We start from the raw sequence: 25,481 nt of genomic DNA on the forward strand, positions 1-25,481 counted from the left end.
CGGCCGGCAGCGATGTGACCGAATTCACCCTGAACGGCCGCCGCATCCTGCGCCGTGACGGACGGCTCACGCTGGAGGACGGCACGCTGGCCGGAGCTGACCTGACCCTGCCGCAGGCGGTGGGGATGATGCTGCGTCTTGGCACCCCGCCCAAGGTGGCGCTGGCCATGGCGAGTTCGCGCCCTGCCGCCTGCCTGGGGCGAGGCGACCGGCTGGGCCACCTTCTGCCGGGCCGCGCGGCCGACATGGTGCACCTTGGCCCGGACGGCAGCCTGCGCGGGGTTTGGGGGAAGGGCGAGCGGCTGCGGTGAATTGTGGCCCGGTCGCGGCCTTCCGTTAAAATCCAAGCGGTTAAGCCGACGTAAAGGCTGGAATGCTATTCCTGATCCCGGGTGTGTAATCGGGTGATGTGGAATGGCAGGGCCAGGCAATGGCGCGCCAGTCATAATCAAACGGAAGAAAGTCGTCGCGGGCGGCGGTCATCATGGCGGGGCCTGGAAAGTGGCCTATGCCGACTTCGTGACTGCCATGATGGCATTCTTCCTGTTGATGTGGCTGTTGAACGCGACGACGGAAAAGCAGCGCAAGGGGATTTCGGATTACTTCAATCCGACGATCCCGGTGAACCGCATCTCGGGCGGGGGCGACGGCGCCTTCGGCGGGGACAGCGTCTTTGCCGAGGAGACGATGGCCCATACCGGGACCGGCGCGATGGATCGCGAGACCTCGACCGCGACCGGCACCGGGGCCTCCGGCCGTGGCGAGGGCGGCAGCGGCAAGGCGGAGTCCGAGCTTGAGGATGTGGAGAAGGCGCTGCTGGCGCGGGGCGGCGAAAGCAACACGATGCAGCAGCTTCTGCGCCATGTCGTGACCCGCGTCACCGACGAGGGGCTGGTGATCGAGATTTTCGATCTTCCCGACGCGCCGCTGTTCAAAGGCGAATCGGCCGATCCCGCGCCCGTCACCAGGTCGATCGCGGCGCTTCTGGCCGAGGTGCTGAACCTGACCACCAACGAGATCGCGGTAAGCGGCCATCTGCGCGCCCTGCCGGTGACGCTGATCGACAACCCGGTCTGGGACCTCTCGGCGGATCGCGCGCAGGCGACGCGGGGGCTTCTGGAAACGGCGGGACTCGACCCGGCACGGATGCAGCGCGTCTCGGGCTATGCCGACCGCAAACCCGCGGTGACCGAACCCGCCGACCCGCGCAACAACCGGATCGAGATCATCCTCTTGCGCCGCGATCGCTGAGGAATCCGTCGAATTTTATCCGTTAGGCCGTTGTTAAGCGCCGCTGATGCACCTTCGCCCCCATCAGGATCGAAGCAGCAGAAAGGCGCTTTCCAATGACGATCTCTTCCTCGCTGTCCGCGGGCGTGGCCGGTCTGAATGCCAATGCGACGCGGCTGGCGTCGATCTCCGACAACATCGCGAACTCGTCGACCTATGGCTACAAACGCGCCTCGACCGATTTCGCGAACATGGTCATCACCTCGGCCCGGGGCTCGGGCACCTATTCCGCCGGCGGCGTCCGTGCCACCACCGTCCGCCTGATCGAGGAGCGGGGGGATCTCGTCGGCACCGGCAATGCGCTGGACATCGCCATCGCCGGGCGTGGCATGCTGCCGGTGATCAACGAGGTGTCTATGGGCAATGCGCTTTCCGACACACCCATGCTGATGACGCGGACCGGCGGCTTCCGCACCGACGCGGACGGCGTCCTGAAGACCGATTCGGGCCTGGTGCTGCTCGGCTGGCCGGCCAATGCCGATGGCACGATCCCGTCCTTCGCGCGCGACACGATCTCCAGCCTGGTGCCGATCGTGATCAACACCAACCAGACGGCGGGTGACCCGACCACGACGATGAACCTGGGGGTGAACCTGCCCGCGACCTATACGCTTGCCGGAAGTACCGCGGTCCCGCCGCCCCTGTCGGTGGAATATTTCGGCAACCTCGGCACCTCCGAATCGCTGGCGGTCACCTTCGTCCCCGTGGTTCCGGCAACCGGCCATTCGAACCAGTGGACGATGGAGATCCGCGATTCCGCCCAGGGCGGGGCCCTGATCGGCGAATATGGCCTGACCTTCGACGATTCGCGCGGTGCCGGCGGCACTCTTGCCTCGGTCACGGTGATCTCGGGCGGCGCCTACAACCCGGCGGACGGCACGCTGGCGCTGACCGTGGCGGGCGGGCCGATGTCGGTGGGCATCGGCAGGACGGGCGACCCGAACGGGCTGACCCAGCTTTCGGACAATTTCGCCCCGGTGCAGATCACCAAGAACGGCTCGCCCGTCGGCAACCTGACCACGGTCGAGGTCGACGAGAAAGGCTATCTGAATGCAACCTACGACACCGGCTTCACCCGCCGGCTCTATCAGATCCCGATCGTCGACGTCCCGAATCCGAACGGGCTTCTGTCGATGTCGAACATGACCTACCAGGTCTCGCCCGACTCCGGCTCCTTCTACCTCTGGGACGCCGGCAGCGGGCCCACCGGCTCGATCCAGGGCTATTCGCGCGAGGGATCGAAGACCGATGTCGCGGCCGAACTGACCAATCTGATCCAGACGCAGCGCGCCTATTCCTCGAATGCCAAGGTCATCCAGACCGTGGACGAGATGCTGCAGGAAACCACCAATATCAAACGGTAACCGGCCATGAGCATCACCACTGCCCTGTCCAGCGCGCTGTCCGGCCTCACGGCCGCGTCCCGGCGGGCCGAGGTCCTGTCGTCGAACGTGGCCAATGCCGCGACCCCCGGCTACGCCCGGCGCGAGGTCGGGCTGCGCGCGGCGGTCCTTGCCGGGACCGGGCAGGGGGTCTCGGTCACCGGGATCAGCCGGGATGTGGACAAGTCGCTCCTCGCCAACCGGCGGCTGGCCCAGGCGGGGGATGGTGATCGCAACACCCGCGCGACCTTCCTGGCCGGGGTCGAGCAGGCTTTCGGTACGCCCGACAGCCTGGGCTCGCTCTCGGCGCGGCTCTCCGCCTTCGACTCCGCCCTGGTCGAGGCTGCGGGCCGCCCCGACTCGCAGGCGCGGCTGGCCAATGTCCTGACCGCGGCCAAGGGGCTGGCCTCGGGCCTTGCCACCGCCACCCGCGATATCCAGACCGCGCGCGAAGCCGCCGACCGCCAGATCACCGACCAGGTGGGGCTTCTGAACTCCACGCTGGAGAAGGTCCATGCGCTGAACACCGAGTTGCGGTCCTTTACCGGCATGGGCCGCGATGTCTCGGCGCTTCTGGACGAAAGGCAGCGGCTGGTCGACACGATCTCGACCATCGTCCCCCTGCGCGAGGTCGAGCGCGAGGGCAACCAGATCGCGCTGTTCACCACCGGCGGCGCGCCGCTGCTGGAGGGGAACCGGGTCGAACTCGGCTTCACCCCGGTCCACGCCATCACGCCCGAGATGACCCAGGCCCTCGGCGGGTTGTCGGGGATCACGATCGACGGGCGGCCATATGATACGTCGGGACCGGCCAGCCCGATCCTCGGCGGCTCGCTCGGGGCACTGTTCGCGGTGCGGGATGAGCTTGCGACGAGCGCCCAGGGCAGGCTGGACGCAATGGCCCGCGATCTGGTGGAGCGGTTCGCGGCTGCGGGCCTTGACCCGACCACGACGCCGGGCGCGCCGGGCCTGTTCACCGATGCCGGCGCACCCTTCCTTGCCACCGACGAGGTGGGGCTGGCGGGCCGCTTGCAGATCAATGCGGCGGCCGACCCCGAGCAGGGCGGGGCGCTGTACCGCCTGCGGGACGGGCTTGGCGCGACGGTCGAAGGGCCCTTGGGCGATGCGACCCTGCTGAAGGCCCTGCATGGCGCCCTTGTCGGCGCACGGCCGCTCTCCTCGACCGCGCTGCCGGCCGGCTCGCGCAGCCTTGCGACCCTCACCGCCGAGATCCTCTCCGACGCCTCCGCCCGGCGGCTTTCCGGCCAGTCGGACCAGGCCTTCGCCTCGGCCCGGCTGACCGCGCTGACCGACCTCGAGGCGCAGAACGGCATCGATACCGACCGGGAGATGCAGGAGCTTCTGACCATTGAAAAGCACTATGCGGCCAATGCCCGCGTGATCCAGACGGCGGACCAGATGATCGACATCCTGATGAGGTTGGGAGAATGAGCCGGATTTCCCTGGGCGACGCCAGCCTGACCAACATCCTTTCCCGCCAGGGCACGCAGCTGCGCGCGCAGATCCAGCGGACCGCCAATGAGATCGCCAGCGGCCGCAAGGGCGACCTCGGCCAGGCGCTGCGCGGCGATTTCTCGCCGCTTCTGGCGGTGGACGCCAGCCTGGCGCGGTTGAAATCCTTTGCCGGAAACACGGCCGAAGCCGCGTTCCAGACCGCGGCCCAGCAATCCGCGCTTGCCGGTCTCTCCGGGCTGGCGGTCGACCTTGCAGCCCCCCTCCTGCGCTCGAAGGACATGGCGACCGTGGCCCAGGTCGGCCTTTTCGGGGCCGATGCGCGGGGGCGTCTCGCCAGCGCCATGGGCCTCGTGAACACCGAGGCAGGGGGGCGGGCGATCTTTGCCGGCACCGCGACCGGCACGCCGCCGCTCGGCCCGGCCGAGGACATGCTCACCGCGCTGGAGACCGCGGCGGCGGGCGCAACCAACGCAAGCCAGGTGGCAGATGCGGTCGCGACCTGGTTCTCCGACCCCGCCGACTATGCGGCCTTCTACCAGGGGGGCGGCCCCCTGTCCTCCAGCCCGGTCGCCTCGGGCGAGACGGTGGATCTTGCGACCACCGCGCTTGACCCGGCGATCCGTGACACGCTGCACGGCTTTGCCCTGGCGGCGCTTCTGGACCGTGGGGTGCTGGGCGGCAACCATGAGGAGCGGGCCGATCTGGCGCAGCGGGCGGCCGGGCTGCTGCAAGGCTCGCAGGAATCGCGGGTCGATCTGGCGGCGCGGATCGGCATGGTCGAGGCCAGGATCGAATCCGCCGCCGTCCGCAATTCCGCCGAGGAAACGGCCCTCGGCATCCTGCGCTCCGAAACCGGGGCCGCCGACCCCTACGAGGCCGCCACCCGGCTCGAGGAGCTGCGCGGACAGCTGGAATCGCTTTATCTCGTCACCGCCCGCGTCTCGCGGCTCAGCCTTGTGGACTATCTGCGATGATCCGCCTTCTCCTTGCGCTGGTCCTTTCCGCCACCGCCGCCTGGGCCGACCCGATCCGCATCAAGGACCTGGTGGAGTTCGACGGGGTGCGGGCCAACGATCTGGTGGGATATGGGCTGGTCGTCGGGCTGAACGGCACCGGGGACGGCATCCGCAACGCGCCCTTCACCGAGGAGATCATGGCCAACCTGCTGGAGCGACTGGGGGCGAATGTCACGGGCGAGGAGTTCCGGCCGAAGAACGTGGCCGCCGTCTTCGTGACCGCGGAGCTGCCGCCCTTCGCCCGCTCCGGAGGTCGGATCGACGTGACGGTCTCGGCGATCGGCGATGCGAAAAGCCTGCTGGGCGGCACGCTGGTGATGACGCCGCTCAATGGCGCGGACGGGCAGATCTATGCGGTGGCGCAGGGCACGATCATCGCCGGCGGCATCTCGGCCGAGGGCGAGGCGGCCCGGGTGGTGCAGGGCGTGCCGACCGCCGGGGTCATTCCCTCCGGCGCGCGGGTCGAGCGGGAGGTGGAATTCGATTTCTCCGGCCTGTCGAACCTGCGTCTGGCGTTGAAATCGGCGGATTTCACCACGGCCGAGCGGATCGAGCGGGCGGTGAACGCCGATTTCGGCCGCCGGGTCGCGGTGATGCAGGATGCGGGTACGGTGGCGGTGGACATCGGGGCGGCGGGGATGCGCTCGCCCGCGCATGTGATCAGCCGGATCGAGGGCATCCTGGTCGAGCCCGAGACCCGCGCGCGGGTGGTGGTGGACCAGCGGTCGGGGACGATCGTGATGGGGGCCGACGTGCGGATCAGCCGGGTCGCGGTGGCGCAGGGGAACCTGACGCTGCGGGTCGAGGAGAGCCCGCTGGTCGTCCAACCCAACCCGTTCAGCGAGGGCGAGACGGTGGTGGTGCCCCGGTCCAGCGCCTCGATCGGGACGGATGGGACCGGGCTAGCCGAGGTCAGGGGCGGGACCGACCTGGCCGAGGTGGTGGCGGGACTGAACGCGCTGGGGGTAGCTCCGCATGACATGATCGACATCCTGAAAAGCATCAATGCGGCCGGGGCGCTGCATGCGGAGTTCGTGGTCAACTGAGGCCTGCCCACTGTGGACAACCTTTGCTGATGCAATGGGATCAATGGGTTGCCGGATCCGATTAATGAACTGGAAAGCTTTGGCTTTCGGCCTGCGAAGGGCTTGGGCGCGCGCCCGGGGATGGCCGGTGCATGGGCGGGCTCGTGCCCACGGACGGCCCGACACCCGCGCATTCGGGCGGCTGGCGCCTTCCGGAGTCCCCTGGCGGCGGGGGCGTGCTGCCCCGACCGCCAAGTCCCTGGAGGCGGGGCAGAAGCAATGCCGCCTCCGCTGGGCGAACGGCATCCGCGCATTCGGGCGGACTGTCCCTTCCGGAGTTCCCTGGCGGCGGGGGCGTGATGCGCCGACTGCCGAGTCCCGGGCGGCACCGGGGGCGGAAGCAATGCCGCCGCCGCTGAGCGAACGACACCTGCGCGGGTGGATGCCTATCCCTTGCGGCGCTCCTCGGCGGCGGTGAGACGCTTGGCGGTGGCGTGACGCAAAGCCTCGGCGGCGGGGTCCCCGGCGGCGGCGTGGAGTTTGGCCAGATGGGCATGGGCTGCGGGCTGGGCCGGGGCGCAGGCAAGCGCGGTCCGGCCCAGCGCGACCGCCCAGCCGGCATCCCCGGCCGCAAGCGCCTGATCGGCCGCCAGGGACCATAGCCGCGGGACGGTCGGCGCGGCGAGAGCGAGACGCTCGGCCAGATGCAGCGCCGCGACGGGGCCCTCCAGCGCGTCCCGCAGGGCGATCAGGGCGGCGGCGGCCCGCTCATCCGCCGGAGACAGGGCCAGGGCGGCCAGAAGCGAGGCCTCTCCCCCGGCCATGTCGCCAACCGCGAGACGCAAGAGCCCGAGCGCCAGCGCCTTGGACGGATCCTCGGGGTCGAGGGCAAGGGCCTCTTCGATAAGGGGCAGGGCCTGGCCGGGATCGTCCGTCCGCACCTTGGCCCGGCCGAGAAGCGCATCGGCGCGGGCAATGCGCTGCAACCCCTCGACGGTGCCTTGCGCATCGGCCCGGGCGGCAAGCCACTGCGTCGCCTGCACCGCCCGCCGTTCGGCGGCTGACAGGCCGGGTTCGCGCATGACCAGCTCCCAGGCCTGATGCAGGCGGCGGCGGAGGAAAGGTGCTGCGGCGAGCGCGGGATCCGGCCCGGCGGCGAGGGCGCGGAAGGGCGGGTGACCGGCCCGGCGCTGGCCGCGCATCCGTTCGTCGGCCACCAGGGTGGCAAGATCGGTCAGGTCGCGGTGCAGGGTCACGACCTCGGGGGCCCAGCGCGGCTGGACAAAGCGGGCGGCGACGCGGTTCAGCGCGGTATCCTCGCCCGCCGAAAGCGCGGGCGGAAAGAGCCCGCAGAGGCCAAGAAGGTGGCGAGAGCAGGACTGGCCGTAATGCGAGAGGCTGCGGGGATCAGCCGCAGGATTGCGGGCGGAATAGCGCAGACGGTTGGCCGCAAGCGCGACGAGGCCCGCACCGGGCAGGCCGCTGACGGCGGTGGAGACCGAGGCCGCCCCCGCATGGTGATGGGCAAGGCGACCCGCGACCCAGCCCGGTTCCGCCAGACAATCCCCGGCCAGGAAGGCGATGAAGGGCGCGCGGCTGGCGGCGACACCGATGTTGCGCGCGGCCCCGACGCGGAGCGGAGTGTCGGTGGCGATCAGCCGGATCCGGTCCGCGACCGAGGCCAGGTCGGCGCGGACGCCGCCGCCGCCGGAGTTGACCACGACGATCTCGGTCCCCTGGTCCAGCAAGGAGCGGACGGCCGACAGGAGGCCGGGCTGGCTGCGGAAGCCGATCACCACCGTCGCGAGATCGGAGCGGTGGGGCCGGCCCTCGTCGATCGTGGCATCGGGCGGGGCGAGGCCGCGCCATTGAGCATCGGCGGCGGTGAAATCGGCGGTGGGGCGCGCGGCCTCGGCCTGAAGGGCGGCGATGACGGGGCTGCCGGGCAGGCTTGCCGCAAGGGTGGAGAGGTCGGCATTCCGGCCGCTGGCGACAAGCGAGCGGGCGCGGAGCAGTCGGGCAGAGAGGTCCTGCGGCCGGGAGGTCAGGATTTCCCCGGCCAGCGCGATGGCGGCGGAATGGTCACCGGACTGAAAGGCGTAGCTGGCGGCGAGGAAACCGAGATCGCAGTCGACAGGATCGGAACGGAACAGATCGCGGACGATGTGATAGGCGTTGCCCTGGCCACGGCGACGGGCGGCATGGGCGGCGCGTAGCAGGCTGACCTCGGGCGGATCGGGGCGGATTTCACCCAGATCGCCTGGGTCGGGGGACCAGAGACCGTGATCCTCGACGAAGGGCGGATCGAAGGCGCGGCCGGGGGGCAGGGGTTCCAGCACCATGCCGCGCTCGTCGTCGAGGTAGTCGTAGCCGATCGCCTGGAAGCGGCGCTCGGGGTCGGCGGCGGCGTAAAGCTCGCGCCGGAGTTTGCGGCGGGCGGGCGAGGCCATGCGCAGGTGGTAGAGATTGATCCGGCTGGCGCGGCGGCGAAAGCCTCTGTCGTCGGCGACCCAAAGGCCGTGGAGCGCCACGTCTTCGGCCGCCGCCGCCGCAATCGGAAAGAGGCGCAGCACGGATTTCGCGCCCCAGGGGCCGTCGCTGCGGTATTCGCCGGGCGAGAACATCTCGCGCAGGGAGAAGTGCCAGAGGCAATCGCCCTCGGCCAGGAGGGCGGGCAGATGCGCGGCGAAATCCCGCTCGAAACGCTCGTCCGGGTCGGGAACGAGGAGCCAGTCGGCTCCCTTCGCCCGGGCGGCGGCAAGAAGGCGGCGGCGGCGGGCGGGCTCGTCCGACAGGGCGGCCTCGGCCGAGCGGTCGTCCCAGGCGACGAAGCCGTGGACGGCGGGGCGGATGTTCTGGATCAGGTCGGGGACGAGATGGGCGTCGTAGCGATAGGAAAAGGCGGCGAGCACGCGGGGCTGGCCCGGCGCGGGGTCGCGGAAGCTATCGTGGTGCAGCATCGGGGTGCCTTCCGGGGTTGGCTTCAGCCTAGCGCGGGGCCGTGCGGCCCGCCAGTGTTGACCCCGTTGGGTGCCGGGCGTAATCCGGGTGGGATTTCAGGAGATCCGACCCGTGGCCATTCATCTGCACCGAAACGACCTTCCCGACGGGCTGACGCTGGGCCCGGTGGTGGCGATCGACACCGAGACCATGGGGCTGGATCCGCGCCGCGACCGGCTGTGCGTGGTGCAGCTTTCGGACGGGACGGGGGACGCGCATCTGGTGCAGATCGCGAAGGGGCAGGAGCGCGCGCCGAACCTGGAGCGGCTTCTGGCCGATCCGGCGGTGCTGAAGCTGTTCCACTATGGCCGCTTCGACATCGCGGTGATGAAGAAGGCCTTCGGGGTGACGACCGCCCCGGTCTGGTGCACCAAGATCGCGTCCAAGCTGGTGCGGACCTTCACCGACCGGCACGGGCTGAAATACCTGCTGGCCGATCTGGTGGGCGTCGATGTGTCGAAGCAGCAGCAGACCAGCGACTGGGGGGCCGAGGTGCTGACCGAGGCGCAAAAGGAATATGCGGCCTCGGACGTGCTGTATCTGCATGCGCTGAAGGCCGAGCTTGAGGTGCGGCTGAAGCGCGAGGGGCGGATGGAGCTGGCCGAGCGGCTGTTCGCCTTCCTGCCGACCCGGGCCGAGCTGGATCTTCTGGGCTGGGAAAACGTGAATGACATCTTCCTCCACTGATTTCCTGGCCACCGGCCGCCGGGTGATCCTGCGCGAGGCCGGGGCGCTGGAGACGCTGGCGGGCGCGCTGGGGGACAGTTTCGGCGCGGCGGTCGGCCTCTTGATGGCGGCGAAGGGGCGGGTGATCGTCTCGGGCATGGGCAAATCGGGGCATGTCGCGCGCAAGATCGCGGCGACCTTTGCCTCGACCGGCACGCCGGCGCATTTCGTCCACCCGGCCGAAGCGAGTCATGGCGACCTTGGCATGGTGGCCGAGGGCGACGTGCTGATCGTGCTGTCGAACTCGGGCGAGACGCCGGAGCTGGCGGATATCGTCGCCCATTCGCGCCGCTTCGGCATCCCCCTGATCGCGGTGGCGGGGCGCGCGGGTTCCACGCTGATGCGGCAGGCGGATGTGGCGATCCTGCTGCCGCAGGTGCCCGAGGCTTGCGAGACCGGGATCGTGCCCACCACCTCGACCACGATGACGCTGGCGCTTGGCGATGCGCTGGCGATTGCGCTGATGGAGCATCGCGCCTTCACGCCCGAGCATTTCCGCGTCTTCCATCCCGGCGGCAAGCTGGGCGCGCGGCTCTTGAAGGTTCGCGACCTGATGCACGACGACCCGCCGCTGGTGGCCGAGGACATGGCCATGGGCGAAGTGCTGGTCGAGATCAGCCGCAGGGGCTTTGGCGTGGTTGGCGTGACGGATGCCGATGGCGCGCTGGCGGGGATCATCACCGACGGCGACCTCCGGCGGCATCTGGACGGGCTTCTGTCGCATGTCGCGGGCGAGGTGATGACGCGGAACCCGCGCACCATCGGGCCTGACGCGCTGGCGGGCGAGGCGCTGGCGGTGATGAACGACCGCAAGATCACCTGCCTTCTGGTCACGGGCGAGGACAAGAGCCGCGCCATCGGCATCCTGCATGTCCACGACTGCCTGCGCGCCGGGGTTGCCTGAGGTGGCGGGGATCGACAAGCATACGCGGGTGGTGGGCTGGCTCAAGGTCGCCCTGCCGCTGGCGGCGCTGGCGATCCTGTCGACGCTGTTCCTCGTGGCCGACCGCATCGACCCCGAGGACGCCCTGCCTTACGCCGAGGTCGATGTCGAGGAACTGGCCCGCGAGCCGCGGATGACCGCCCCCAGCTATGCCGGGACCACCAGCGACGGCGCGGCCCTGACCCTGACCGCCGAGGAAGCGCGCCCCGAGGCGACCGACACCCCGGCCGAGGCGCGCGGCCTGCGGCTGGACCTGGATACCCCCGACGGCGCCCGGACCGAGTTGCATGCGGCGACGGCGGTGATGGACGATGCGGCGAAGCAAATGGTGCTTTCGGGCGGGGTCAAGGTCACGACCAGCAGCGGCTATGTGCTGGATACGCCCGAGATCGCGGCGCGGCTGGACCGTTCGGGGCTGGAGAGCCGGGGCGAGGTGCGGGCGACAGGCCCGGCGGGCGATATCATCGCGGGCGGCATGACCCTGAGTCAGGACAACGTGACCCCGGGCGCCTATCTTCTGGTTTTCACCCAAGGCGTCCGGCTGGTATATCTGCCGGGCGGCGCAGGCCCGTGAGGTTCCGACGAATGGCATTCCATCGCGCATTGATCCTGATGCTTGGCCTTGCCGCCGGGATGGCCGAGGCGCAGCAGGCGACCATCGCCTTCGGCGATCTGGAGCAGGACACGACCCAGCCGGTCGAGGTCACCGCAGACCAGCTTGCGGTCAACAACGCCGACGGCAGCGCGGTGTTCAGCGGCAATGTCCAGGTGAAGCAGGGCGAGATGACGCTGGCGGCGGCCAAGGTCGATGTGCGCTATGGCACCGACCAGTCGCAGATCAAGGAGCTTCTGGCCAGCGGCGGGGTGACGATCACCAACCTGGCCGACAAGGCCAGCGCCGACGAGGCGGTCTATACCATCGAAACCGGCGTGATCGTGCTGACCGGCAATGTGCAGCTGGCACAGGCCGGCTCGACCATGCAAGGACAGAAGCTGACGATCAACCTGAAGGACGGGACCGGCATCATGGAAGGCCGGGTGACCACGACCTTCGTGCCGGGCGGCAACTGATGGCGGCAAAGCCGGAACTGACGATCACCGAGGGCGCGGGCGGGCTTCAGGTCCGGTCCCTGCGCAAGAGCTACAAGAAGCGGCCGGTGATCCGCGATGTCAGCCTGGACCTGCGCCGGGGCGAGGTGGTGGCGCTTCTGGGGCCGAACGGCTCGGGCAAGACGACCTGCTTCTACTCGATCGCCGGGCTGGTGACGCCCGAGGGCGGACAGGTGCTGATCGACGGCAAGGACGTGACCGCCCTGCCGATGTATCGCCGCGCCCGGCTGGGAATCGGCTATCTGCCGCAGGAGGTCTCGATCTTCCGGGGGCTGAGCGTCGAGGACAACATCCTGGCCGTGCTGGAGATCGCCGAGCCCGACCGCCACAAGCGGCGCGAGCGGCTGGAGGAACTCTTGAGCGAGTTCTCGATCACCCATCTGCGGCGGACCCCGGCGCTGGCGCTGTCGGGCGGCGAGCGGCGGCGGGTGGAAATCGCGCGCTGCCTGGCGGCGGATCCGAAATACCTGCTTCTGGACGAGCCCTTTGCCGGGGTCGACCCGATCGCGGTGGGGGAAATCCGCCATCTGGTGCATGACCTGAAGGCGCGGGGAATCGGAGTGCTGATCACCGACCACAACGTCCGGGAAACGCTGGAGATCGTCGACCGCGCCTATATCCTGCACGACGGAACGGTGCTGATGAGCGGGACGACGGATGAGGTCGTCCGCGACGAGACGGTGCGGCGCGTTTACCTGGGCGAGAACTTCCGCATCATCTGAAAAGGACCCGGTTGACAAGCCGCGTCGCGGGTGCGCCAAATGCCTTCAATGCGTGCGTCACTTGCCCCTGTCCGGTCCCGTCCTGCCGCGAAACCTTCTGCCGGCCGTTCTTGCGTGGCGCTACGTTCTTTCCATCTCTTGTATAGGGGATCGGCCGGTTGGGACTGACCCGAACCGGCCGGAAAGCATGCGAAAGGAGAGGCCATGCGCTATCAGATCAGTGGGAAACAGATCGACGTCGGTGAGGCTCTTCAAACCCATGTGAAATCGGAAATGGGCGAGCTGGTCGAGAAATACGCCCAGCGTCCCACCGAATGCATCGTGGTTTTCTCGCGTTCGGCGCACGAATATGTCTGCGAGACGGTGATTCACCTGTCCACCGGCCTGAACGCCCAGGCCAAGGGTCACGCGGTCGAGATCTATGCCGCCTTCGAAAGCTGCCGCGAGAAGCTGGACAAGCAGCTGCGGCGCTACAAGCGGCGGATCCGCAACCACCACAACCACCGCACGGCCCCTGTTGAATTCGCCGGTGGGTCCTCGTATATCCTCGCCGCGTCCGATGAGACCGAGGATGCGGAGCCCGATACGCTCCAGCCCGTCGTCATTGCCGAGATGGAGGCGAAGATTCCTTCGATCACCGTCGGCGAGGCCGTGATGCAGCTGGAGCTTGCCGGGCAGCGCATGCTGGTCTTCCGGAACGAAGGACATGGGGGCGTGAACGTGGTGTATCGTCGCGACGACGGGAACATCGGCTGGATCGACCCGCGCAACAGCAGGTAAGGCGCCGACGTGGCGCGGGAACAAAGCCCGACGATGGAACTCTCCAAGCTACTCGTGCCGGCCGCCGTCAAGGTGGTTGGGCAGTTCACCTCGAAGAAGCGGCTTTTCCAGGAGCTGGGAGAGATCGCGGCGCAGGCCTACGGGATGTCGGCGGCGGTGGCCATCGACGGGCTGCAGGAGCGGGAGACGCTGGGCCCGACCGGGGTGGGACATGGCATCGCCCTGCCCCATGCCCGGCTGGAGGACCTGAAGGGGATCGTCGGCGTCTTCGTCCGGCTGGAGAAGCCCCTGGATTATGACAGCGTGGACCGGCAGCCGGTGGATCTGGTCTTCGGCCTCTTCGCCCCGAAGGACGGGGGCGTCGATCATCTGAAGGCGCTGGCCCTGGTCAGCCGGACGATGCGGGACCAGGGGGTGCTGGCGAAGCTGCGGGCGAACAACGACCCGGCCAAGCTGTATGCGATCCTGACCGAGGCCAAGGCCCCGCAGGCGGCGTAAGTCGGTTCGACATCGAGGGCGCGCAGGATTTTTCCATCCTGCGCGCCCTGTCATGCGCGCCAGCGGGTGAAGCCGAAGCCGGTGTAGTCGCGTGCATAGGCGGCCTCGGCGGCGGCTTCGAGGCCGTCGTCCCAGATCGCGGCCAGCGCCTGTGCGGCCGGGTCGGCGGCGGGCGGGGGCGGGGCGGTCACGCCGATCTCGGCGGCGAGGAAGGCGAGGGACCGGGGCAGGCGGTCCTCGCGGATCACGAGGTCGAGGGGGTGGAAGCCGGCAAAGCCCTGCAGGATCGCGCTCTGGCTGGCCAGGTGCGGATCGACCCGGTTGCCGGTCTGGCCCGAGGTCGCAAGGCGGCACCAGTTCAGGAATACCAGAAACGCCTCGCGCTCGGCCGCCGGGTCGGGGAAGGATTGGCCGGGGTCGGGCAGGTTGGCCTTCCAGGCGCGGATCAGGCGGCGGCGCTGGTCGGCCAGTTGGCCCGAGACGATCTTCTCGCGGAAGGCGACATGCGCGCGCAGGAGCGGATGGCGCACCACGGTAAAGGCGCGGTGGCCGGGGTGGTCACGTTTCCACTGACGCAGCGTTCGGTTGTCAAAGCCTTCGACCAGCCCGCCAAGCGCGGAAAGCCAGTCGCGGATCGCGCCCTCGGGGCCGGAGCGGACGGGGAAGAACAGAAGGGGTGCGGCGCGCGCGGCGACGACATGCGGAATCGCGGCGGGGCGGCGCGGCTCGAACACCGGCGAGCGGGCGAGGGCGAAGAGATCGGCCCGGGCGACAGCGGCGGCGAGGTCCTGCGGATTTTCAAGCTTGTCCTCCAGCGCCCTGGGGTTCTGCTTTTTCAGCGTGTCATCCACCGCCTTGAGCCGCCCCGCGACGCCAAGGAAGGCGGCGAGGCCGTTCAGCACCTCGACCGAGGCAAGGTCCTCGTAATCCAGCACGAAGGCGGTCTGGCCCGAGGTCTGCAACGCATGGAGGATCTGAAGCTGGAAGGACTGCGCCGCGGCAAGGTGGTCGCGGAATTCGCCCTCATCAAAGCGGGCGGTCGCGGTCTTCAGGCGCTTGGCATCGGTCAGCTTCCACTGGCCGGTCGCGCGGGCGATCTGCCAGCTGACATAGCTGTCGACCGGATTGCGGGTCAGGATGACCTTGGCGCAGGCCGGATCGGCGAGCAGGATGTCCAGCACGCGGGGATCGTGGTCGTGGAAGAAGCGAAAGCCCGAAAGACCGGGGGTCTCGGCCCGCAGCTTGCGCAGAAGCGGCTTGGGGTTCGCCTCGCGGGCTTCGAGCGTGATCCCGAACATCTCGGTCACGTTCTGCTTGCCGATGAAATGCGGATTGAACACCTCGCCATGGCTGACGACGCCGGGCAGCGCGTTCAGGTTCGCTTCCAGGAAGTTCGAGCCGGTGCGCATTCCGGCAAGGATGACAAAGCTGGTAAAGGATTGCGGCATCGGGTCACTTCAGCCGCAGCAGCGGCGAGGGGGCGGACTTGCTGCCGAAATCTATGGGGAAATCGCCCATCAGCACGGGATGCATCCCCTGATTGCGCAGATCCTGCAGAAAGGCGCCGAACCCCAGAAGCGGGATCATCGGCGGCAGGTCCACATCGCGATGCGAGCCGCGCGGGTTGAGATCGTCAAGCAGTTGCATCAGCGGCTCGGCCGGGTTCTCGACAAATTCGGCCAGGCTCCAGATTCGGACATTCGCCTTTGCCTCGGGGTGGTCGAGCCGCGCGATCAGATCCGCTTCGATCTTCTGCAGGCGCGCAGCCTCGGCCCGGACCTCGGAGGCCGGGCGGGCGGAGCGCCAGAGCGGCACCGCGAAGGCACCCGAGATGATGAAGACGCGCGCGTTGCTATCGCCCGCGATGAAGCGCGTGACGTCCTGCACATCGGCGGGGCCGAACTGGAAGCACTGCGTCTCGCCCCTGGTGTTCCAGACGAGGTTGGTCAGGAAACTGGTGGGATTGTAGTCGCGCAGGGCGGGCGAGTTGGAGAGGCCGCCGGTGAAGACGCGCTCATTCTCGGCAAATTCGACGCGATCGGGGGCGAAGAGATGGCCGTGGACCCTGGCCCCGGTGGCGCGGGCAAGCCAGGGATGGAAATCCGGGAAGAGCTGGGCAAAACCCTGGAAGACGCCATAGGTCGCGGCCGCGCGGTTGCCGCCGCGGGCACGGGTCGGAAAGCGGCTTTGCATGAAGAGGCCGGGGCGGCCACGGGTCCGCCGCTCGACCGCCTTTGCGAACAGGCGATCGATCTTGGCCGGGTTCGGCGCGGCCCGCCGCTCGGGCAGCTCGGTCAGGAAGGTGCGGTAGAGCAGGTCGGCCTGGGGCCAGATCTTGCGGGCGACAAAGGCGTCGGACTGGCGCAGGAGATGCAGGTGGTCGTCGTAGAACACATGCGGGCGACCCTGGAAATCGAACTTGCACAGCGTGAGCGAGCGGCTTTCGATGCGGGTGGAGACCTGGCGCACGAGGGTCTGGAAGTAGCTTTCGTCGGGAATCCAGACGCGGCGGAAATAGCGGTCGAGGCGGGGCCGGTCGGGGTGCGACAGGATCGCCTGCAGCGAGCGGCGGGTCAGGCACCACCATTGGCTGCCCAGGTGCGGGACCAGGCCCGCCGGGATGCGGCGCTGGAACCCGAGGCGGCGCTGCAGGGCGACATAGCCGTCGAAGAGGCGGCGCTGCTTTTTCCAGGAAAAGGGGAAGCGGAGGGTGAACCGCTCCTTGTTCAACCCGCCGATGGTCCAGCCGACATCGGCGGTGGTGACGCTTTCGATGAAATCCGTATCGGGATGGGCGGCGAGATGGGCCTGAAGCTCGGCCACCGGGCGGATCGGCAGGCATGCGCCCGAGGCGAGGAGGACATGGCCGATGTCGGGAAAGCTGGCAAGCAGCTGGGTCGCGGCGAGGTTGGTGGCCTGGACCAGGCTGAAGGTGCCCCATTCGCAGGGGACGCGGGCCGAGAAGCGGACGTCGGGCAGGTCGGAAAGCGCCGCGGCGAAGGCGGCGCGCTGGGCTTCGGGAACACGGCGGTCGAGGTGGATGACGACGGGACAGCCATTGGCCGCCCAGTGCCGCGCGACCTGGGCGGCGCGGTCCAGCGCCGTATGGCAGAGCATGACGACGCCAAAGCTCATGCCCAGTTTCCCTTCGACATCAGGCCCAGGATCTCGAGCTGGCGCCAGTTGACGTATTTCTCGCTCCAGTTGCACCAGAGGTCGCGCTCGCGGCTGATCCCGGCCCGATAGGCGCGGTATTCGTGGCTTTCGGCATAATGCTGGCCGCGCCGCATCTCCTCCTCGGCCTTGGCGGCGAAGGTGTCGAGGAACTTGGCGTGCAGAAGGCAGCCCGAGGGTTTCTCGCCGCCGGCGTCGTCGTAAGTGAGGTTGAGGCCGCGGGGCAGGAGCATGTGGGTCGAGGAGACATAGGCGAAGGAGCGGTGCCAGCGGACGAGCGGGATCTTGTTCAGCGCGGGGGCGCGGTAGGGTTCGTCGGTGAAGAACAGCCGGGCGCGGGGGCCGCCCTGGATCCAGAGGTTCAGAAGCGGCCAGCTGCGGTTGAAGGTATAGTTGCCGCTGTCGAAATACTGGGCGATCTCGAAGGGGTTCTGCCCCTCGTGGTAGGGTTGCTCGTGCATGGCGCCGCGGGGATACATGTCGAGGAGCATCGAGGAGAAGGTGCGGTTTCCGGCGCTGTCCAGCCAGTCGGTCAGCGCGCGCAGGGGGCGGGTCTCGCAGAAGGGGTAGACCAGGAACTCGTCGACATCGACGGTCAGGCACCAGCGCCCGTGGCCGTGGCGGCGCAACAGATGCATGATCCAGTCCATCCCGAAGCGCGACTGCTTGTAGCCGGCCGGGGTGCTCCAGAGCGAGACGTCGGGCTGTTCGGCCAGGTATTCGCGGGTGCCGTCGTCCGAAGCGTTGTCGACGATCAGGAAGTGGTCGACCCCCAGCTTGCGGTAGTAGTTCAGGAAATAGGGCAGGCGGACGCGCTCGTTGCGCATGGTGGAGAACAGGAGGATCGGCTGCGGCCCGAGGCCCGCCATGCGCTGCGTCACCGGCTGAAGCTGCCGCCGCTTGGTGAAGGCGCGCCACAGGAGCTGCTTGCGCTGGACGCGCAGGCGGTAGATCGACAGCATGCGCGAAAGGGCTGTCATACCCAGCCCCCCCGCGACATCAGGCCCATGGCCTCCAGCTGGCGCCAGCCGGTGTAGCGCGAGGAGGCGGGGCTGTGCAGCACCGGGTCCCGGATCAGCCGGTCGTAGTAGCTGGCATATTGCGCGCCATCGGCGAAATGCTCGCCCCGCGCCTTTTCCTCGGCCGAGCGGTCGATGATGCCGGGCAGGAACTTGGTGTGGAGAAGCACGCCCGAGGTCAGCTCGCCGCCGTCGGTGGCGTAGACCTGGTTCAGGCGCGGTGGCAGCAGCGCATGGGTTGAGTTGACATAGGCATAGCGCCAGTGCCAGCGCACCAGCGGGATCTTGTTCAGCGTCGGCGCGCGACGGGGGGCCTCGGCAAAGAAGGCGCGGGCCCGGGCGCCGCCCTGGATCCAGAGGTTGCGCAGCCGGGGCTGGACCTGGACCTGGTAATTGCCGCCGTCGAACCAACGCAGGATCCGGGTGGGATCGTCCCCGGCGGCGTGGCGAGAGCGCGAGACCGGGCCTTCGGGATAGAGGTCCAGGGTCAGCGCGCCAAGGCTGGGCTGGCCCTGACGGTCAAGCCAGTCGGTCAGCGCCGGCAGGGGGCGGGTCTGCCAATGCGGGTAGACCAGGATCTCGTCGGCGTCGAGCGTCAGGCACCAGTGGCCGTGTCCATGGCGCAGCATCAGCCAGGTCAGCCAGTCCATCCCGAAGCGGGCGGCCTTGTAGCTGGCCCCGGTCCGCCAGAGCGAGACATCGTCCTGGTCGCGAAGCAGGCTGTCGGAGCCGTCGCTGCTGGCATTGTCGACGACAAGGAAGTGCCGCACGCCAAGCCTGCGGTGGTGGTCAAGCAGGAAGGGCAGGCGCTGCGCCTCGTTGCGCAGGCAGAGAAAGCACAGGATGTCGCCCGGCCGGATCGCGGCGGTCCGGTCGCGAAGCACGGTCAGCTGGCGACGGCGGCGGATGGCGCGGGCCAGAAGCGTCCGGCGCCGGATCCGCAGCCGCAATGCCTGCCAGAGCGCCGCCGGGCCGCGCCCGGGGTCTGGCAACTCGCCGACCGGGCAGGCGTGAGGAAGCCGGCCCAAGGGGCTATTGCGCGGCTTTCTGCATGGCAAGAAGCTCGTGAAGGAACACTTCGAACTCACCACACAGGTCGGGACGGGACAGGCCGAAAGCAACGGTGGCCTGAAGGAAGCCGATCTTGGAACCACAATCGTATCGCTGGCCCCGGAAACGCAGGCCATGGACCCCGGCGGCAGAGCCGGTTTCCTCGGCAATGGCATCGGTCAGCTGGATCTCGCCGCCGGCACCCTGCTTCATCCGGTTGAGGTTGGTCAGAACCTTGGGGGTCAGGATGTAGCGGCCGATGACCGCGAGGTTGGAGGGAGCCTCCTCGGGGCGGGGCTTTTCCACCATGCCGCGGACCCGGACGATCGAGCCGGTGTCGCTGCCGACGTCGAGCACCCCGTAGGAGGAGGTGCGGGACGGCGCGACCTCCATCGCGGCGACCATGCAGCCGCCGGTCTGGGCATGGGCCTCGACCATCTGCTGCAGGCAGGGGGTTTCCGCCGCGATCACGTCATCGGGCAGCAGCACGGCAAAGGGTTCGTTGCCGATCAGGCGGCGGGCGCACCAGACGGCGTGGCCAAGGCCCATCGCCCGGTTCTGCCGGACATAGGCGATGGCGCCCGAGTCCATGTTGGTATCCTTGAGCATCTCCAGAAGGTCGGTCTTGCCCTTCTTGCGCAGTTCGGATTCCAGTTCGGGCGCGTGGTCGAAATAGTCTTCAAGCGCGGATTTGCCGCGCGCGGTCACGAAGATGAATTCCCTGATGCCGGCGGCGCGCGCCTCGTCGATGGCGTACTGGATCAGCGGACGATCGACGAGAGTCATGATCTCTTTGGGGATCGATTTCGTCGCGGGCAGGAATCGGGTTCCAAGACCGGCCACGGGAAACACGGCCTTCGTGATCTTCTTCGCTTTCATCCCACATCTCACTTGTCACAGGCGACCAACGGATCGCCTCGCCCTGTCGTGGCCGCGGATTCTGTCCATATCTGGACCGCGCCGGGGCAATTATTGGTATTTTGCACGTCCGGAATCGCGATGCACGCCCGACTTTGGCATGCCAATGCGGAAAGAGCAATTTCTGCCTAGTGCCCGCCGAGCATCGCCTCGATCACCGCAACGTCGGAGGGGTTGTTCAGCTCCCAGAACTCACGGCCCCGTGATTCGACCTCGACGCAAAGGACGTGGCGGCCGTTTTCCAGGAAGCGGAGCTGCTCCAGCCCTTCCAGGGTTTCCAGCGGGCCGACGGGCCAGGCGGGATAGGCGGCAAGGGCAGCCGGGCGGTAGGCGTAGACGCCGACATGGTGAAAGACGGGGGTGGGTTCGTCCGGGGCATAGTCACGCCCGGTATAGGGGATCACCTCCTTGGAGAAATACAGCGCCCGGCCTTGCGCCCCGAAGACGGCGGTGGTGCCGCCGACCCGGCCCTGGCGGCGGTCGGCAAGGAAGCCCGCGACGGCGCGGCCGGTGCAGCGCAGGACGGGGGTGGCGATGTCGGCCCGGGGGTCGGAGGCCAGTCCGGCGACCAGATCCTCGACGAACCAGGCGGGGGTAAGGGGGGCGTCGCCCTGCAGGTTCACGATCACGTCGAAGCCGGGCAGTTTCGCGGCCACCTCGGCGCAACGCTCGGTGCCGTTGCGGGCGTCCGGGGAGGTCATCACGACCTCGGCCCCGAAGGCGCTCGCGTGGTCGGCGATGCGGGCGTCATCGGTGGCGACGACGACGCGATCGACGCCGCGGACGGCCATCGCCGCCTCCCAGCTGCGGCGGATCAGGGTCTTTTCGCCGTCCGGCCCCTTCAGCGGGACCAGCGGCTTGCCGGGGTAGCGGGTCGAGGCATAGCGGGCGGGGATGGCGATGAGCGTGGTCATTTCAGCACGACACCGGGGGCGAAGGCGATGAAGAACGGGTTGTCCCAGCCGGGTTTGCCATAGGTGAGGGGCTGGTGGCTGTCGAAGCGGACGACCCGGCCTCCGGCCCCGCGCAGCACGGCATCGCCGGCGGCGGTGTCCCATTCCATCGTGCGGCCGAGGCGGGGATAGAGGTCGGCCTCTCCGGTCGCGAGAAGGCAGAACTTCAGGCTGGAGCCGGCGGAGGTCATGTCCTTCACGGCGTAGCGCGAGATGTAGTCGTCGGTCGCCTGGTCGCGGTGGGACTTGGAGGCGACGACCATCAGGGCGGCATTGTCGGGGGTGGAGACCTTCAGCGGCGCCAGCGGGCCGGGTTCGGGGCCGAAGGGTCCGGATTCCTCCACCGCCTGGCCGTCGGGGGTGGTGTAGAACAGGCGGCCCCTGGCCGGGGCATAGACGACGCCGCGCAGCGGGATGCCGTCCTGCACATAGGCGATGTTCACGGTGAAGTCGCCGCGGCGCTGGACGAATTCCTTGGTGCCGTCCAGCGGATCGACGATGAAGAAGGTGGAGGCGGTCAGGGCGTGGCTGGCGGCCTGTTCCTCGGTGATCAGGGTCACGTCGGGGAAGGCTTGGCGCAGGCCGGCGGCGATCACGGCATCGGCGGCCTCGTCGGCCTCGGTCACCGGCGAGGCGTCGCCCTTGGTGCGGACCTCGAAATCGGGGCCTTGGTAGATCTGCATGATCGCATCGCCCGCCCGCAGCGCCAGACGGCGCAGAAGCGGCATCAGGTGGTCGAAATCCATCATCCCCTCCTTGCGGCGTTGATCTGCCGCGGCGCGCCCCTTATCCTTCGCCGGTAACGGAACGGCAAGGTTTCGCTGGCAAGAGTCGCGCATCAGGACGAAGGACGCTGGATGTTCCGCCACAGGCCGATTGCCGGATCGCCGCTGAGCAAGGGTTTCGAGACCCTTGAACTGATCTTCCATGCCGCCGTCCGCAACCTGCGCAAGACCAACGGCAATGCGGTCCTGGGCCTGGTCATGTCGATCGTGCAGGCGATGATCATGGTCGTGATCATGTATTTCATGATGGAGATCCTGGGCCTGCGGCGGGTCGCGGTGCGCGGCGACTTCATGCTTTACGTGATGTCGGGCGTCTTCATGTTCATGACGCACATCAAGGCGATCGGCGCCGTCAGCGGGGCCGAGGGGCCGACCTCGCCGATGATGATGCATGGGCCGATGAATCCGATCATCTCGATCTGCGGCGCGGCGCTTGCATCGCTGTATCAGCAGGTGCTGGCGGCCTCGGTGATCCTGTTCTTCTATCACGCGGTCTTCACGCCGATCTCGATCGACGAGCCGGTGGGAATGCTGGGCATGTTCCTGCTCTCCTGGCTTTCGGGGGTCGGGATCGGGATGGTGCTGATGTCGATCCGGCCCTGGCAGCCCGAACTGGCGTCGATCGTCACCACGATCCTGATGCGGATCAACATGATCGCCTCGGGCAAGATGCTTCTGGTCAACAACACCCCGCCGCGAATCCGGGCGATGTTCGACTGGAACCCCCTGTTCCACACCATCGACCAGTCGCGCGGCTTCATCTTCCTGAACTACGGCCCGCGCTACACCTCGATCGACTATCCGGTGATGGTGGCGCTGGCCTGCGTGATGATCGGCCTGATGATGGAGTTCTTTACCCGCCAGCATGTCTCGGCCAGCTGGAACAAGCGGCGATGAGGGCGCTTCTGGTCTTCCTGCTTCTGGCCCTGCCCTGCCGGGCCGAGGAGATGCCCGCGCTCTACTCGGTGACGGGGGTGGCGGCCTGGGACGTGCTGAACATCCGCGAACGGCCCGAGGCCGGGGCGCCGATCCTGGGCACGCTTGCCCCCGATGCGACAGGGGTGGAGCTGCTGGCGGTCGAGGGCGACTGGGCGCTGGTCAATGCGGGAGAGCGGGCCGGCTACGCCGCGCTGCGCTATCTGGAGCGTGAGGCCGGGCCGGACTGGAACGCGCTGAAGCAGCCGCTGACCTGCCTGGGGACCGAGCCGTTCTGGTCGCTGCGGATCGACCCGGCGCAGGGCACGGCGCTCCTGTCGACGCCCGAGGCGGAGGGAGAACCCCTGCCGATCCGCCAGGCCTGGCCCGGCCAGCCCTGGGCAAGGGCGGCGGCCCTGTCGCTGCCGGTGGGAATGGTGGTCCTGTCGCCCGCCGCCTGCAGCGACGGCATGTCCGACCGAAGCTACGGCATCGCGGCCGACCTTTTCCTGGACAGCCCCGCACCGGACCGGCTGAGCGGCTGCTGCACGATCCAGCCGCCATAGCGCCGCCGGGCCGGTCCTGCGGATCCGCAGAAGATTCACGCCAGAGAGAGCACGGCAGCCGTTGCACGCCAAAACCGGCCTGCCTATATACGCCAAGTCCGGTGAGGGGAGCCACCCGAAGCCGACACCCCCGACCCCGTGTGCCGAAGTCTCCGGGCTCTGGGTCGGAAGATCGCCTAACGAAAGGGATGAAAACATGGCCAAAGTCATCGGTATCGACCTCGGGACCACCAACTCCTGCGTTGCCATCATGGACGGCTCGCAACCCCGGGTGATCGAGAATTCGGAAGGCGCGCGCACGACGCCCTCCATCGTCGGTTTCACGGAAAGCGAACGCCTGGTCGGCCAGCCCGCCAAGCGCCAGGCCGTGACCAACCCCACCAACACCGTCTTCGCGGTCAAGCGCCTGATCGGCCGCCGCCTGGGCGATGCCGAGGTGGAAAAGGACAAGAAGCTTGTCCCCTATGCCATCGTCGACGGCGGCAACGGCGACGCCTGGGTCCAGGTCCGCGGTGAGAAATACTCGCCGAGCCAGGTCTCGGCCTTCATCCTGCAGAAGATGAAGGAAACCGCCGAAAGCTATCTGGGCGAGCCGGTGACGCAGGCCGTTATCACGGTTCCGGCCTATTTCAACGACGCCCAGCGCCAGGCGACCAAGGACGCGGGCAAGATCGCGGGTCTTGAGGTGCTGCGCATCATCAACGAACCGACCGCGGCCGCGCTGGCCTATGGGCTGGACAAGAAGGAAACGAAGACCATCGCGGTCTATGACCTTGGCGGCGGCACCTTCGACATCACCATCCTGGAGATCGACGACGGCCTGTTCGAGGTGAAGTCCACGAACGGCGACACCTTCCTCGGCGGCGAGGACTTCGACATGCGCATCGTCCAGTATCTCTCGGACGAGTTCAAGAAAGAGCATGGCGTCGACCTCACGCTGGACAAGATGGCGCTGCAGCGGCTGAAGGAGGCCTCGGAAAAGGCCAAGATCGAGCTGTCGTCCTCGCAGCAGACCGAGATCAACCAGCCCTTCATCAGCATGGACAAGAACACCGGGCAGCCGCTGCACCTGGTGGTCAAGCTGACCCGCTCCAAGCTGGAAAGCCTGGTCGAGGACCTGATCAAACGCTCGATCAAGCCCTGCATGGCGGCGCTGAAGGATGCCGGCGTCTCGAAGGACGACATCGACGAGGTGGTGCTGGTCGGCGGCATGACCCGGATGCCCCGCGTGATCGAAGAGGTCACCAAGTTCTTCGGCAAGGAGCCGCACAAGGGCGTGAACCCGGATGAAGTCGTGGCCATGGGCGCCGCGATCCAGGCCGGGGTGCTGCAGGGCGACGTCAAGGACGTGGTGCTGCTGGACGTGACGCCGCTGTCGCTGGGGATCGAGACGCTGGGCGGCGTGTTCACCCGCCTGATCGACCGCAACACCACGATCCCGACCAAGAAGAGCCAGGTCTTCTCGACCGCCGAGGACAACCAGAACGCGGTGACGATCCGCGTGTTCCAGGGCGAGCGCGAGATGGCCGCGGACAACAAGATGCTGGGCCAGTTCAACCTGGAACAGATCCCGCCCGCCCCGCGTGGCGTGCCGCAGATCGAGGTGACCTTCGACATCGACGCCAACGGCATCGTGTCGGTGAAAGCCAAGGACAAGGGCACCAACAAGGAACAGGCGATCACGATCCAGGCCTCGGGCGGTCTGTCCGACGACGAGATCGAGAAGATGGTCCGCGACGCCGAGGCGAATGCCGAAGCCGACAAGGAACGGCGCGAGCTGGTCGAGACCCGGAACCAGGGCGAGAGCCTGCTGCACTCGACCCGCAAGTCGCTGTCGGAACACAGCGACAAGGTCGATCCCTCGACCGTCGAGGCGATCGAGCTGGCGATGGGGCCGCTGGAGGACGCGCTGAAAGGCGAGGATGCCGGCAAGATCAAGGGTGCGATCCAGAACCTGACCGAAGCCGCGATGAAACTGGGCGAGGCGATCTACAAGGCCAGCCAGGCCGAGGGTGGCGCAGCCGAGGACGAGCCGCGGCCGGTGGATGACGACGACATCGTCGACGCCGACTTCGAGGATCTGGGCAACAACAAGCGGAAGTAAGCCGCGGGAATCGGGGAAAGGGGCGGTCT

The 25,481-nt window shown here is 68.1% G+C and carries 24 protein-coding genes; 16 read left to right on the top strand and 8 right to left on the bottom strand.

What is annotated here, in order from left to right; genetic code table 11:
- The 6 genes from ACE3UA_RS04165 to ACE3UA_RS04190 all read left to right on the top strand — a co-directional run.
- The coding region (locus ACE3UA_RS04165) for an amidohydrolase family protein (RefSeq protein ID WP_374642827.1) at nt 1-311 on the top strand (311 nt) is incomplete at its 5' end.
- Between the two features lie 103 nt (nt 312-414).
- Nucleotides 415-1,251 carry a flagellar motor protein MotB gene (locus ACE3UA_RS04170; RefSeq protein WP_374642830.1) on the top strand — a complete coding sequence of 279 codons (837 nt, stop codon included), beginning with the start codon at nt 415-417 and terminating at the stop codon, nt 1,249-1,251.
- Nucleotides 1,252-1,346: 95 nt separating this feature from the next.
- Entirely contained in the window at nt 1,347-2,654 is a 1,308-nt protein-coding gene (locus ACE3UA_RS04175) for a flagellar hook protein FlgE (RefSeq protein ID WP_374642832.1), read from the top strand.
- Between the two features lie 6 nt (nt 2,655-2,660).
- Nucleotides 2,661-4,124, top strand: a complete 1,464-nt coding sequence (flgK, locus tag ACE3UA_RS04180) for a flagellar hook-associated protein FlgK (protein WP_374642834.1) — start codon at nt 2,661-2,663, stop codon at nt 4,122-4,124.
- The gene (locus tag ACE3UA_RS04185) at nt 4,121-5,122 is read left to right on the top strand and encodes a flagellar biosynthesis protein FlgL (protein WP_374642836.1); all 1,002 of its coding nucleotides are present in this window, start codon (nt 4,121-4,123) and stop codon (nt 5,120-5,122) included. Before flgK ends, ACE3UA_RS04185 begins: the two co-directional genes overlap by 4 nt.
- A complete protein-coding gene (locus ACE3UA_RS04190; protein WP_374642838.1) occupies nt 5,119-6,210 on the top strand; it encodes a flagellar basal body P-ring protein FlgI in 1,092 nt (363 codons plus the stop codon). Before ACE3UA_RS04185 ends, ACE3UA_RS04190 begins: the two co-directional genes overlap by 4 nt.
- Nucleotides 6,211-6,635: 425 nt before the next feature.
- Here ACE3UA_RS04190 and ACE3UA_RS04195 read toward each other — a convergent pair whose 3' ends face one another.
- Nucleotides 6,636-9,149: a glycosyltransferase gene (locus ACE3UA_RS04195; RefSeq protein ID WP_374642840.1), complete on the bottom strand. Its 2,514-nt coding sequence runs from the start codon at nt 9,147-9,149 to the stop codon at nt 6,636-6,638.
- A 112-nt stretch (nt 9,150-9,261) separates the two neighbouring features.
- On the opposite strand from ACE3UA_RS04195, the gene ACE3UA_RS04200 reads away from it, so the two are divergent.
- The 7 genes from ACE3UA_RS04200 to ACE3UA_RS04230 all read left to right on the top strand — a co-directional run bounded on the left by ACE3UA_RS04200 (nt 9,262) and on the right by ACE3UA_RS04230 (nt 13,968).
- The gene (locus ACE3UA_RS04200) at nt 9,262-9,876 is read left to right on the top strand and encodes a ribonuclease D (protein ID WP_374642842.1); all 615 of its coding nucleotides are present in this window, start codon (nt 9,262-9,264) and stop codon (nt 9,874-9,876) included.
- Nucleotides 9,857-10,819 carry an SIS domain-containing protein gene (locus tag ACE3UA_RS04205; protein WP_374642844.1) on the top strand — a complete coding sequence of 321 codons (963 nt, stop codon included), beginning with the start codon at nt 9,857-9,859 and terminating at the stop codon, nt 10,817-10,819. Before ACE3UA_RS04200 ends, ACE3UA_RS04205 begins: the two co-directional genes overlap by 20 nt.
- Complete coding sequence (gene lptC / locus ACE3UA_RS04210; RefSeq protein ID WP_374642846.1) at nt 10,785-11,432, top strand: LPS export ABC transporter periplasmic protein LptC; 648 nt, start codon at nt 10,785-10,787, stop codon at nt 11,430-11,432. Before ACE3UA_RS04205 ends, lptC begins: the two co-directional genes overlap by 35 nt.
- 11 nt (nt 11,433-11,443) lie before the next feature.
- Nucleotides 11,444-11,929: a lipopolysaccharide transport periplasmic protein LptA gene (gene lptA / locus ACE3UA_RS04215; protein ID WP_374642848.1), complete on the top strand. Its 486-nt coding sequence runs from the start codon at nt 11,444-11,446 to the stop codon at nt 11,927-11,929.
- Nucleotides 11,929-12,690, top strand: coding sequence for an LPS export ABC transporter ATP-binding protein (gene lptB / locus ACE3UA_RS04220; RefSeq protein ID WP_374642850.1), 762 nt, complete (start codon nt 11,929-11,931; stop codon nt 12,688-12,690). Before lptA ends, lptB begins: the two co-directional genes overlap by 1 nt.
- A gap of 204 nt (nt 12,691-12,894) precedes the next feature.
- Nucleotides 12,895-13,470 carry a ribosome hibernation-promoting factor, HPF/YfiA family gene (hpf, locus tag ACE3UA_RS04225; RefSeq protein WP_374642852.1) on the top strand — a complete coding sequence of 192 codons (576 nt, stop codon included), beginning with the start codon at nt 12,895-12,897 and terminating at the stop codon, nt 13,468-13,470.
- A gap of 33 nt (nt 13,471-13,503) precedes the next feature.
- Nucleotides 13,504-13,968, top strand: a complete 465-nt coding sequence (locus ACE3UA_RS04230) for a PTS sugar transporter subunit IIA (RefSeq protein ID WP_197643687.1) — start codon at nt 13,504-13,506, stop codon at nt 13,966-13,968.
- 50 nt (nt 13,969-14,018) lie between these two features.
- Here ACE3UA_RS04230 and ACE3UA_RS04235 read toward each other — a convergent pair whose 3' ends face one another.
- The 7 genes from ACE3UA_RS04235 to cysQ form a co-directional block, all read right to left on the bottom strand.
- Nucleotides 14,019-15,416, bottom strand: coding sequence for a nodulation protein NodH (locus ACE3UA_RS04235; RefSeq protein ID WP_374642854.1), 1,398 nt, complete (start codon nt 15,414-15,416; stop codon nt 14,019-14,021).
- A 4-nt stretch (nt 15,417-15,420) separates the two neighbouring features.
- Nucleotides 15,421-17,103 (bottom strand): beta-1,6-N-acetylglucosaminyltransferase, encoded by a 1,683-nt coding sequence (locus ACE3UA_RS04240; protein ID WP_374642856.1) that lies wholly within the window; start codon nt 17,101-17,103, stop codon nt 15,421-15,423.
- A complete protein-coding gene (locus ACE3UA_RS04245) occupies nt 17,100-18,122 on the bottom strand; it encodes a glycosyltransferase family 2 protein (protein ID WP_374642858.1) in 1,023 nt (340 codons plus the stop codon). Before ACE3UA_RS04245 ends, ACE3UA_RS04240 begins: the two co-directional genes overlap by 4 nt.
- Nucleotides 18,119-19,153: a glycosyltransferase family 2 protein gene (locus ACE3UA_RS04250; RefSeq protein WP_374642860.1), complete on the bottom strand. Its 1,035-nt coding sequence runs from the start codon at nt 19,151-19,153 to the stop codon at nt 18,119-18,121. The genes ACE3UA_RS04245 and ACE3UA_RS04250 overlap by 4 nt, the downstream gene beginning before the upstream one ends.
- A gap of 40 nt (nt 19,154-19,193) precedes the next feature.
- Nucleotides 19,194-20,090: a UTP--glucose-1-phosphate uridylyltransferase GalU gene (gene galU, locus ACE3UA_RS04255; protein ID WP_374642862.1), complete on the bottom strand. Its 897-nt coding sequence runs from the start codon at nt 20,088-20,090 to the stop codon at nt 19,194-19,196.
- Between the two features lie 167 nt (nt 20,091-20,257).
- Nucleotides 20,258-21,043, bottom strand: a complete 786-nt coding sequence (locus tag ACE3UA_RS04260) for a 3-deoxy-manno-octulosonate cytidylyltransferase (protein ID WP_374642864.1) — start codon at nt 21,041-21,043, stop codon at nt 20,258-20,260.
- Nucleotides 21,040-21,828, bottom strand: a complete 789-nt coding sequence (gene cysQ, locus ACE3UA_RS04265) for a 3'(2'),5'-bisphosphate nucleotidase CysQ (RefSeq protein WP_374642866.1) — start codon at nt 21,826-21,828, stop codon at nt 21,040-21,042. The genes ACE3UA_RS04260 and cysQ overlap by 4 nt, the downstream gene beginning before the upstream one ends.
- A 111-nt stretch (nt 21,829-21,939) precedes the next feature.
- On the opposite strand from cysQ, the gene ACE3UA_RS04270 reads away from it, so the two are divergent.
- The 3 genes from ACE3UA_RS04270 (at nt 21,940) to dnaK (ending at nt 25,452) form a co-directional block, all read left to right on the top strand.
- Nucleotides 21,940-22,764, top strand: a complete 825-nt coding sequence (locus ACE3UA_RS04270) for an ABC transporter permease (protein ID WP_374642868.1) — start codon at nt 21,940-21,942, stop codon at nt 22,762-22,764.
- Nucleotides 22,761-23,348 carry a COG3650 family protein gene (locus ACE3UA_RS04275; protein ID WP_374642870.1) on the top strand — a complete coding sequence of 196 codons (588 nt, stop codon included), beginning with the start codon at nt 22,761-22,763 and terminating at the stop codon, nt 23,346-23,348. Before ACE3UA_RS04270 ends, ACE3UA_RS04275 begins: the two co-directional genes overlap by 4 nt.
- A gap of 196 nt (nt 23,349-23,544) precedes the next feature.
- Nucleotides 23,545-25,452 carry a molecular chaperone DnaK gene (gene dnaK, locus ACE3UA_RS04280; RefSeq protein ID WP_374642872.1) on the top strand — a complete coding sequence of 636 codons (1,908 nt, stop codon included), beginning with the start codon at nt 23,545-23,547 and terminating at the stop codon, nt 25,450-25,452.
- Nucleotides 25,453-25,481 lie beyond the last annotated feature (29 nt).

Source organism: Tabrizicola sp. (assembly GCF_041919135.1).
Classification (GTDB): Bacteria; Pseudomonadota; Alphaproteobacteria; order Rhodobacterales; family Rhodobacteraceae; genus Tabrizicola.

Bases quoted from the DNA above. Each gene is read 5' to 3' on its own strand.
- ACE3UA_RS04170 (WP_374642830.1), top strand. From the start codon at position 415: ATGGCAGGGCCAGGCAATGGCGCGCCAGTCATAATCAAACGGAAGAAA.
- ACE3UA_RS04175 (WP_374642832.1), top strand. From the start codon at position 1,347: ATGACGATCTCTTCCTCGCTGTCCGCGGGCGTGGCCGGTCTGAATGCC.
- flgK (WP_374642834.1), top strand. From the start codon at position 2,661: ATGAGCATCACCACTGCCCTGTCCAGCGCGCTGTCCGGCCTCACGGCC.
- ACE3UA_RS04185 (WP_374642836.1), top strand. From the start codon at position 4,121: ATGAGCCGGATTTCCCTGGGCGACGCCAGCCTGACCAACATCCTTTCC.
- ACE3UA_RS04190 (WP_374642838.1), top strand. From the start codon at position 5,119: ATGATCCGCCTTCTCCTTGCGCTGGTCCTTTCCGCCACCGCCGCCTGG.
- ACE3UA_RS04195 (WP_374642840.1), bottom strand. From the start codon at position 9,149: ATGCTGCACCACGATAGCTTCCGCGACCCCGCGCCGGGCCAGCCCCGC.
- ACE3UA_RS04205 (WP_374642844.1), top strand. From the start codon at position 9,857: ATGACATCTTCCTCCACTGATTTCCTGGCCACCGGCCGCCGGGTGATC.
- lptC (WP_374642846.1), top strand. From the start codon at position 10,785: ATGTCCACGACTGCCTGCGCGCCGGGGTTGCCTGAGGTGGCGGGGATC.
- lptA (WP_374642848.1), top strand. From the start codon at position 11,444: ATGGCATTCCATCGCGCATTGATCCTGATGCTTGGCCTTGCCGCCGGG.
- lptB (WP_374642850.1), top strand. From the start codon at position 11,929: ATGGCGGCAAAGCCGGAACTGACGATCACCGAGGGCGCGGGCGGGCTT.
- hpf (WP_374642852.1), top strand. From the start codon at position 12,895: ATGCGCTATCAGATCAGTGGGAAACAGATCGACGTCGGTGAGGCTCTT.
- ACE3UA_RS04230 (WP_197643687.1), top strand. From the start codon at position 13,504: ATGGAACTCTCCAAGCTACTCGTGCCGGCCGCCGTCAAGGTGGTTGGG.
- ACE3UA_RS04235 (WP_374642854.1), bottom strand. From the start codon at position 15,416: ATGCCGCAATCCTTTACCAGCTTTGTCATCCTTGCCGGAATGCGCACC.
- ACE3UA_RS04240 (WP_374642856.1), bottom strand. From the start codon at position 17,103: ATGAGCTTTGGCGTCGTCATGCTCTGCCATACGGCGCTGGACCGCGCC.
- ACE3UA_RS04245 (WP_374642858.1), bottom strand. From the start codon at position 18,122: ATGACAGCCCTTTCGCGCATGCTGTCGATCTACCGCCTGCGCGTCCAG.
- galU (WP_374642862.1), bottom strand. From the start codon at position 20,090: ATGAAAGCGAAGAAGATCACGAAGGCCGTGTTTCCCGTGGCCGGTCTT.
- ACE3UA_RS04260 (WP_374642864.1), bottom strand. From the start codon at position 21,043: ATGACCACGCTCATCGCCATCCCCGCCCGCTATGCCTCGACCCGCTAC.
- cysQ (WP_374642866.1), bottom strand. From the start codon at position 21,828: ATGGATTTCGACCACCTGATGCCGCTTCTGCGCCGTCTGGCGCTGCGG.
- ACE3UA_RS04270 (WP_374642868.1), top strand. From the start codon at position 21,940: ATGTTCCGCCACAGGCCGATTGCCGGATCGCCGCTGAGCAAGGGTTTC.
- ACE3UA_RS04275 (WP_374642870.1), top strand. From the start codon at position 22,761: ATGAGGGCGCTTCTGGTCTTCCTGCTTCTGGCCCTGCCCTGCCGGGCC.
- dnaK (WP_374642872.1), top strand. From the start codon at position 23,545: ATGGCCAAAGTCATCGGTATCGACCTCGGGACCACCAACTCCTGCGTT.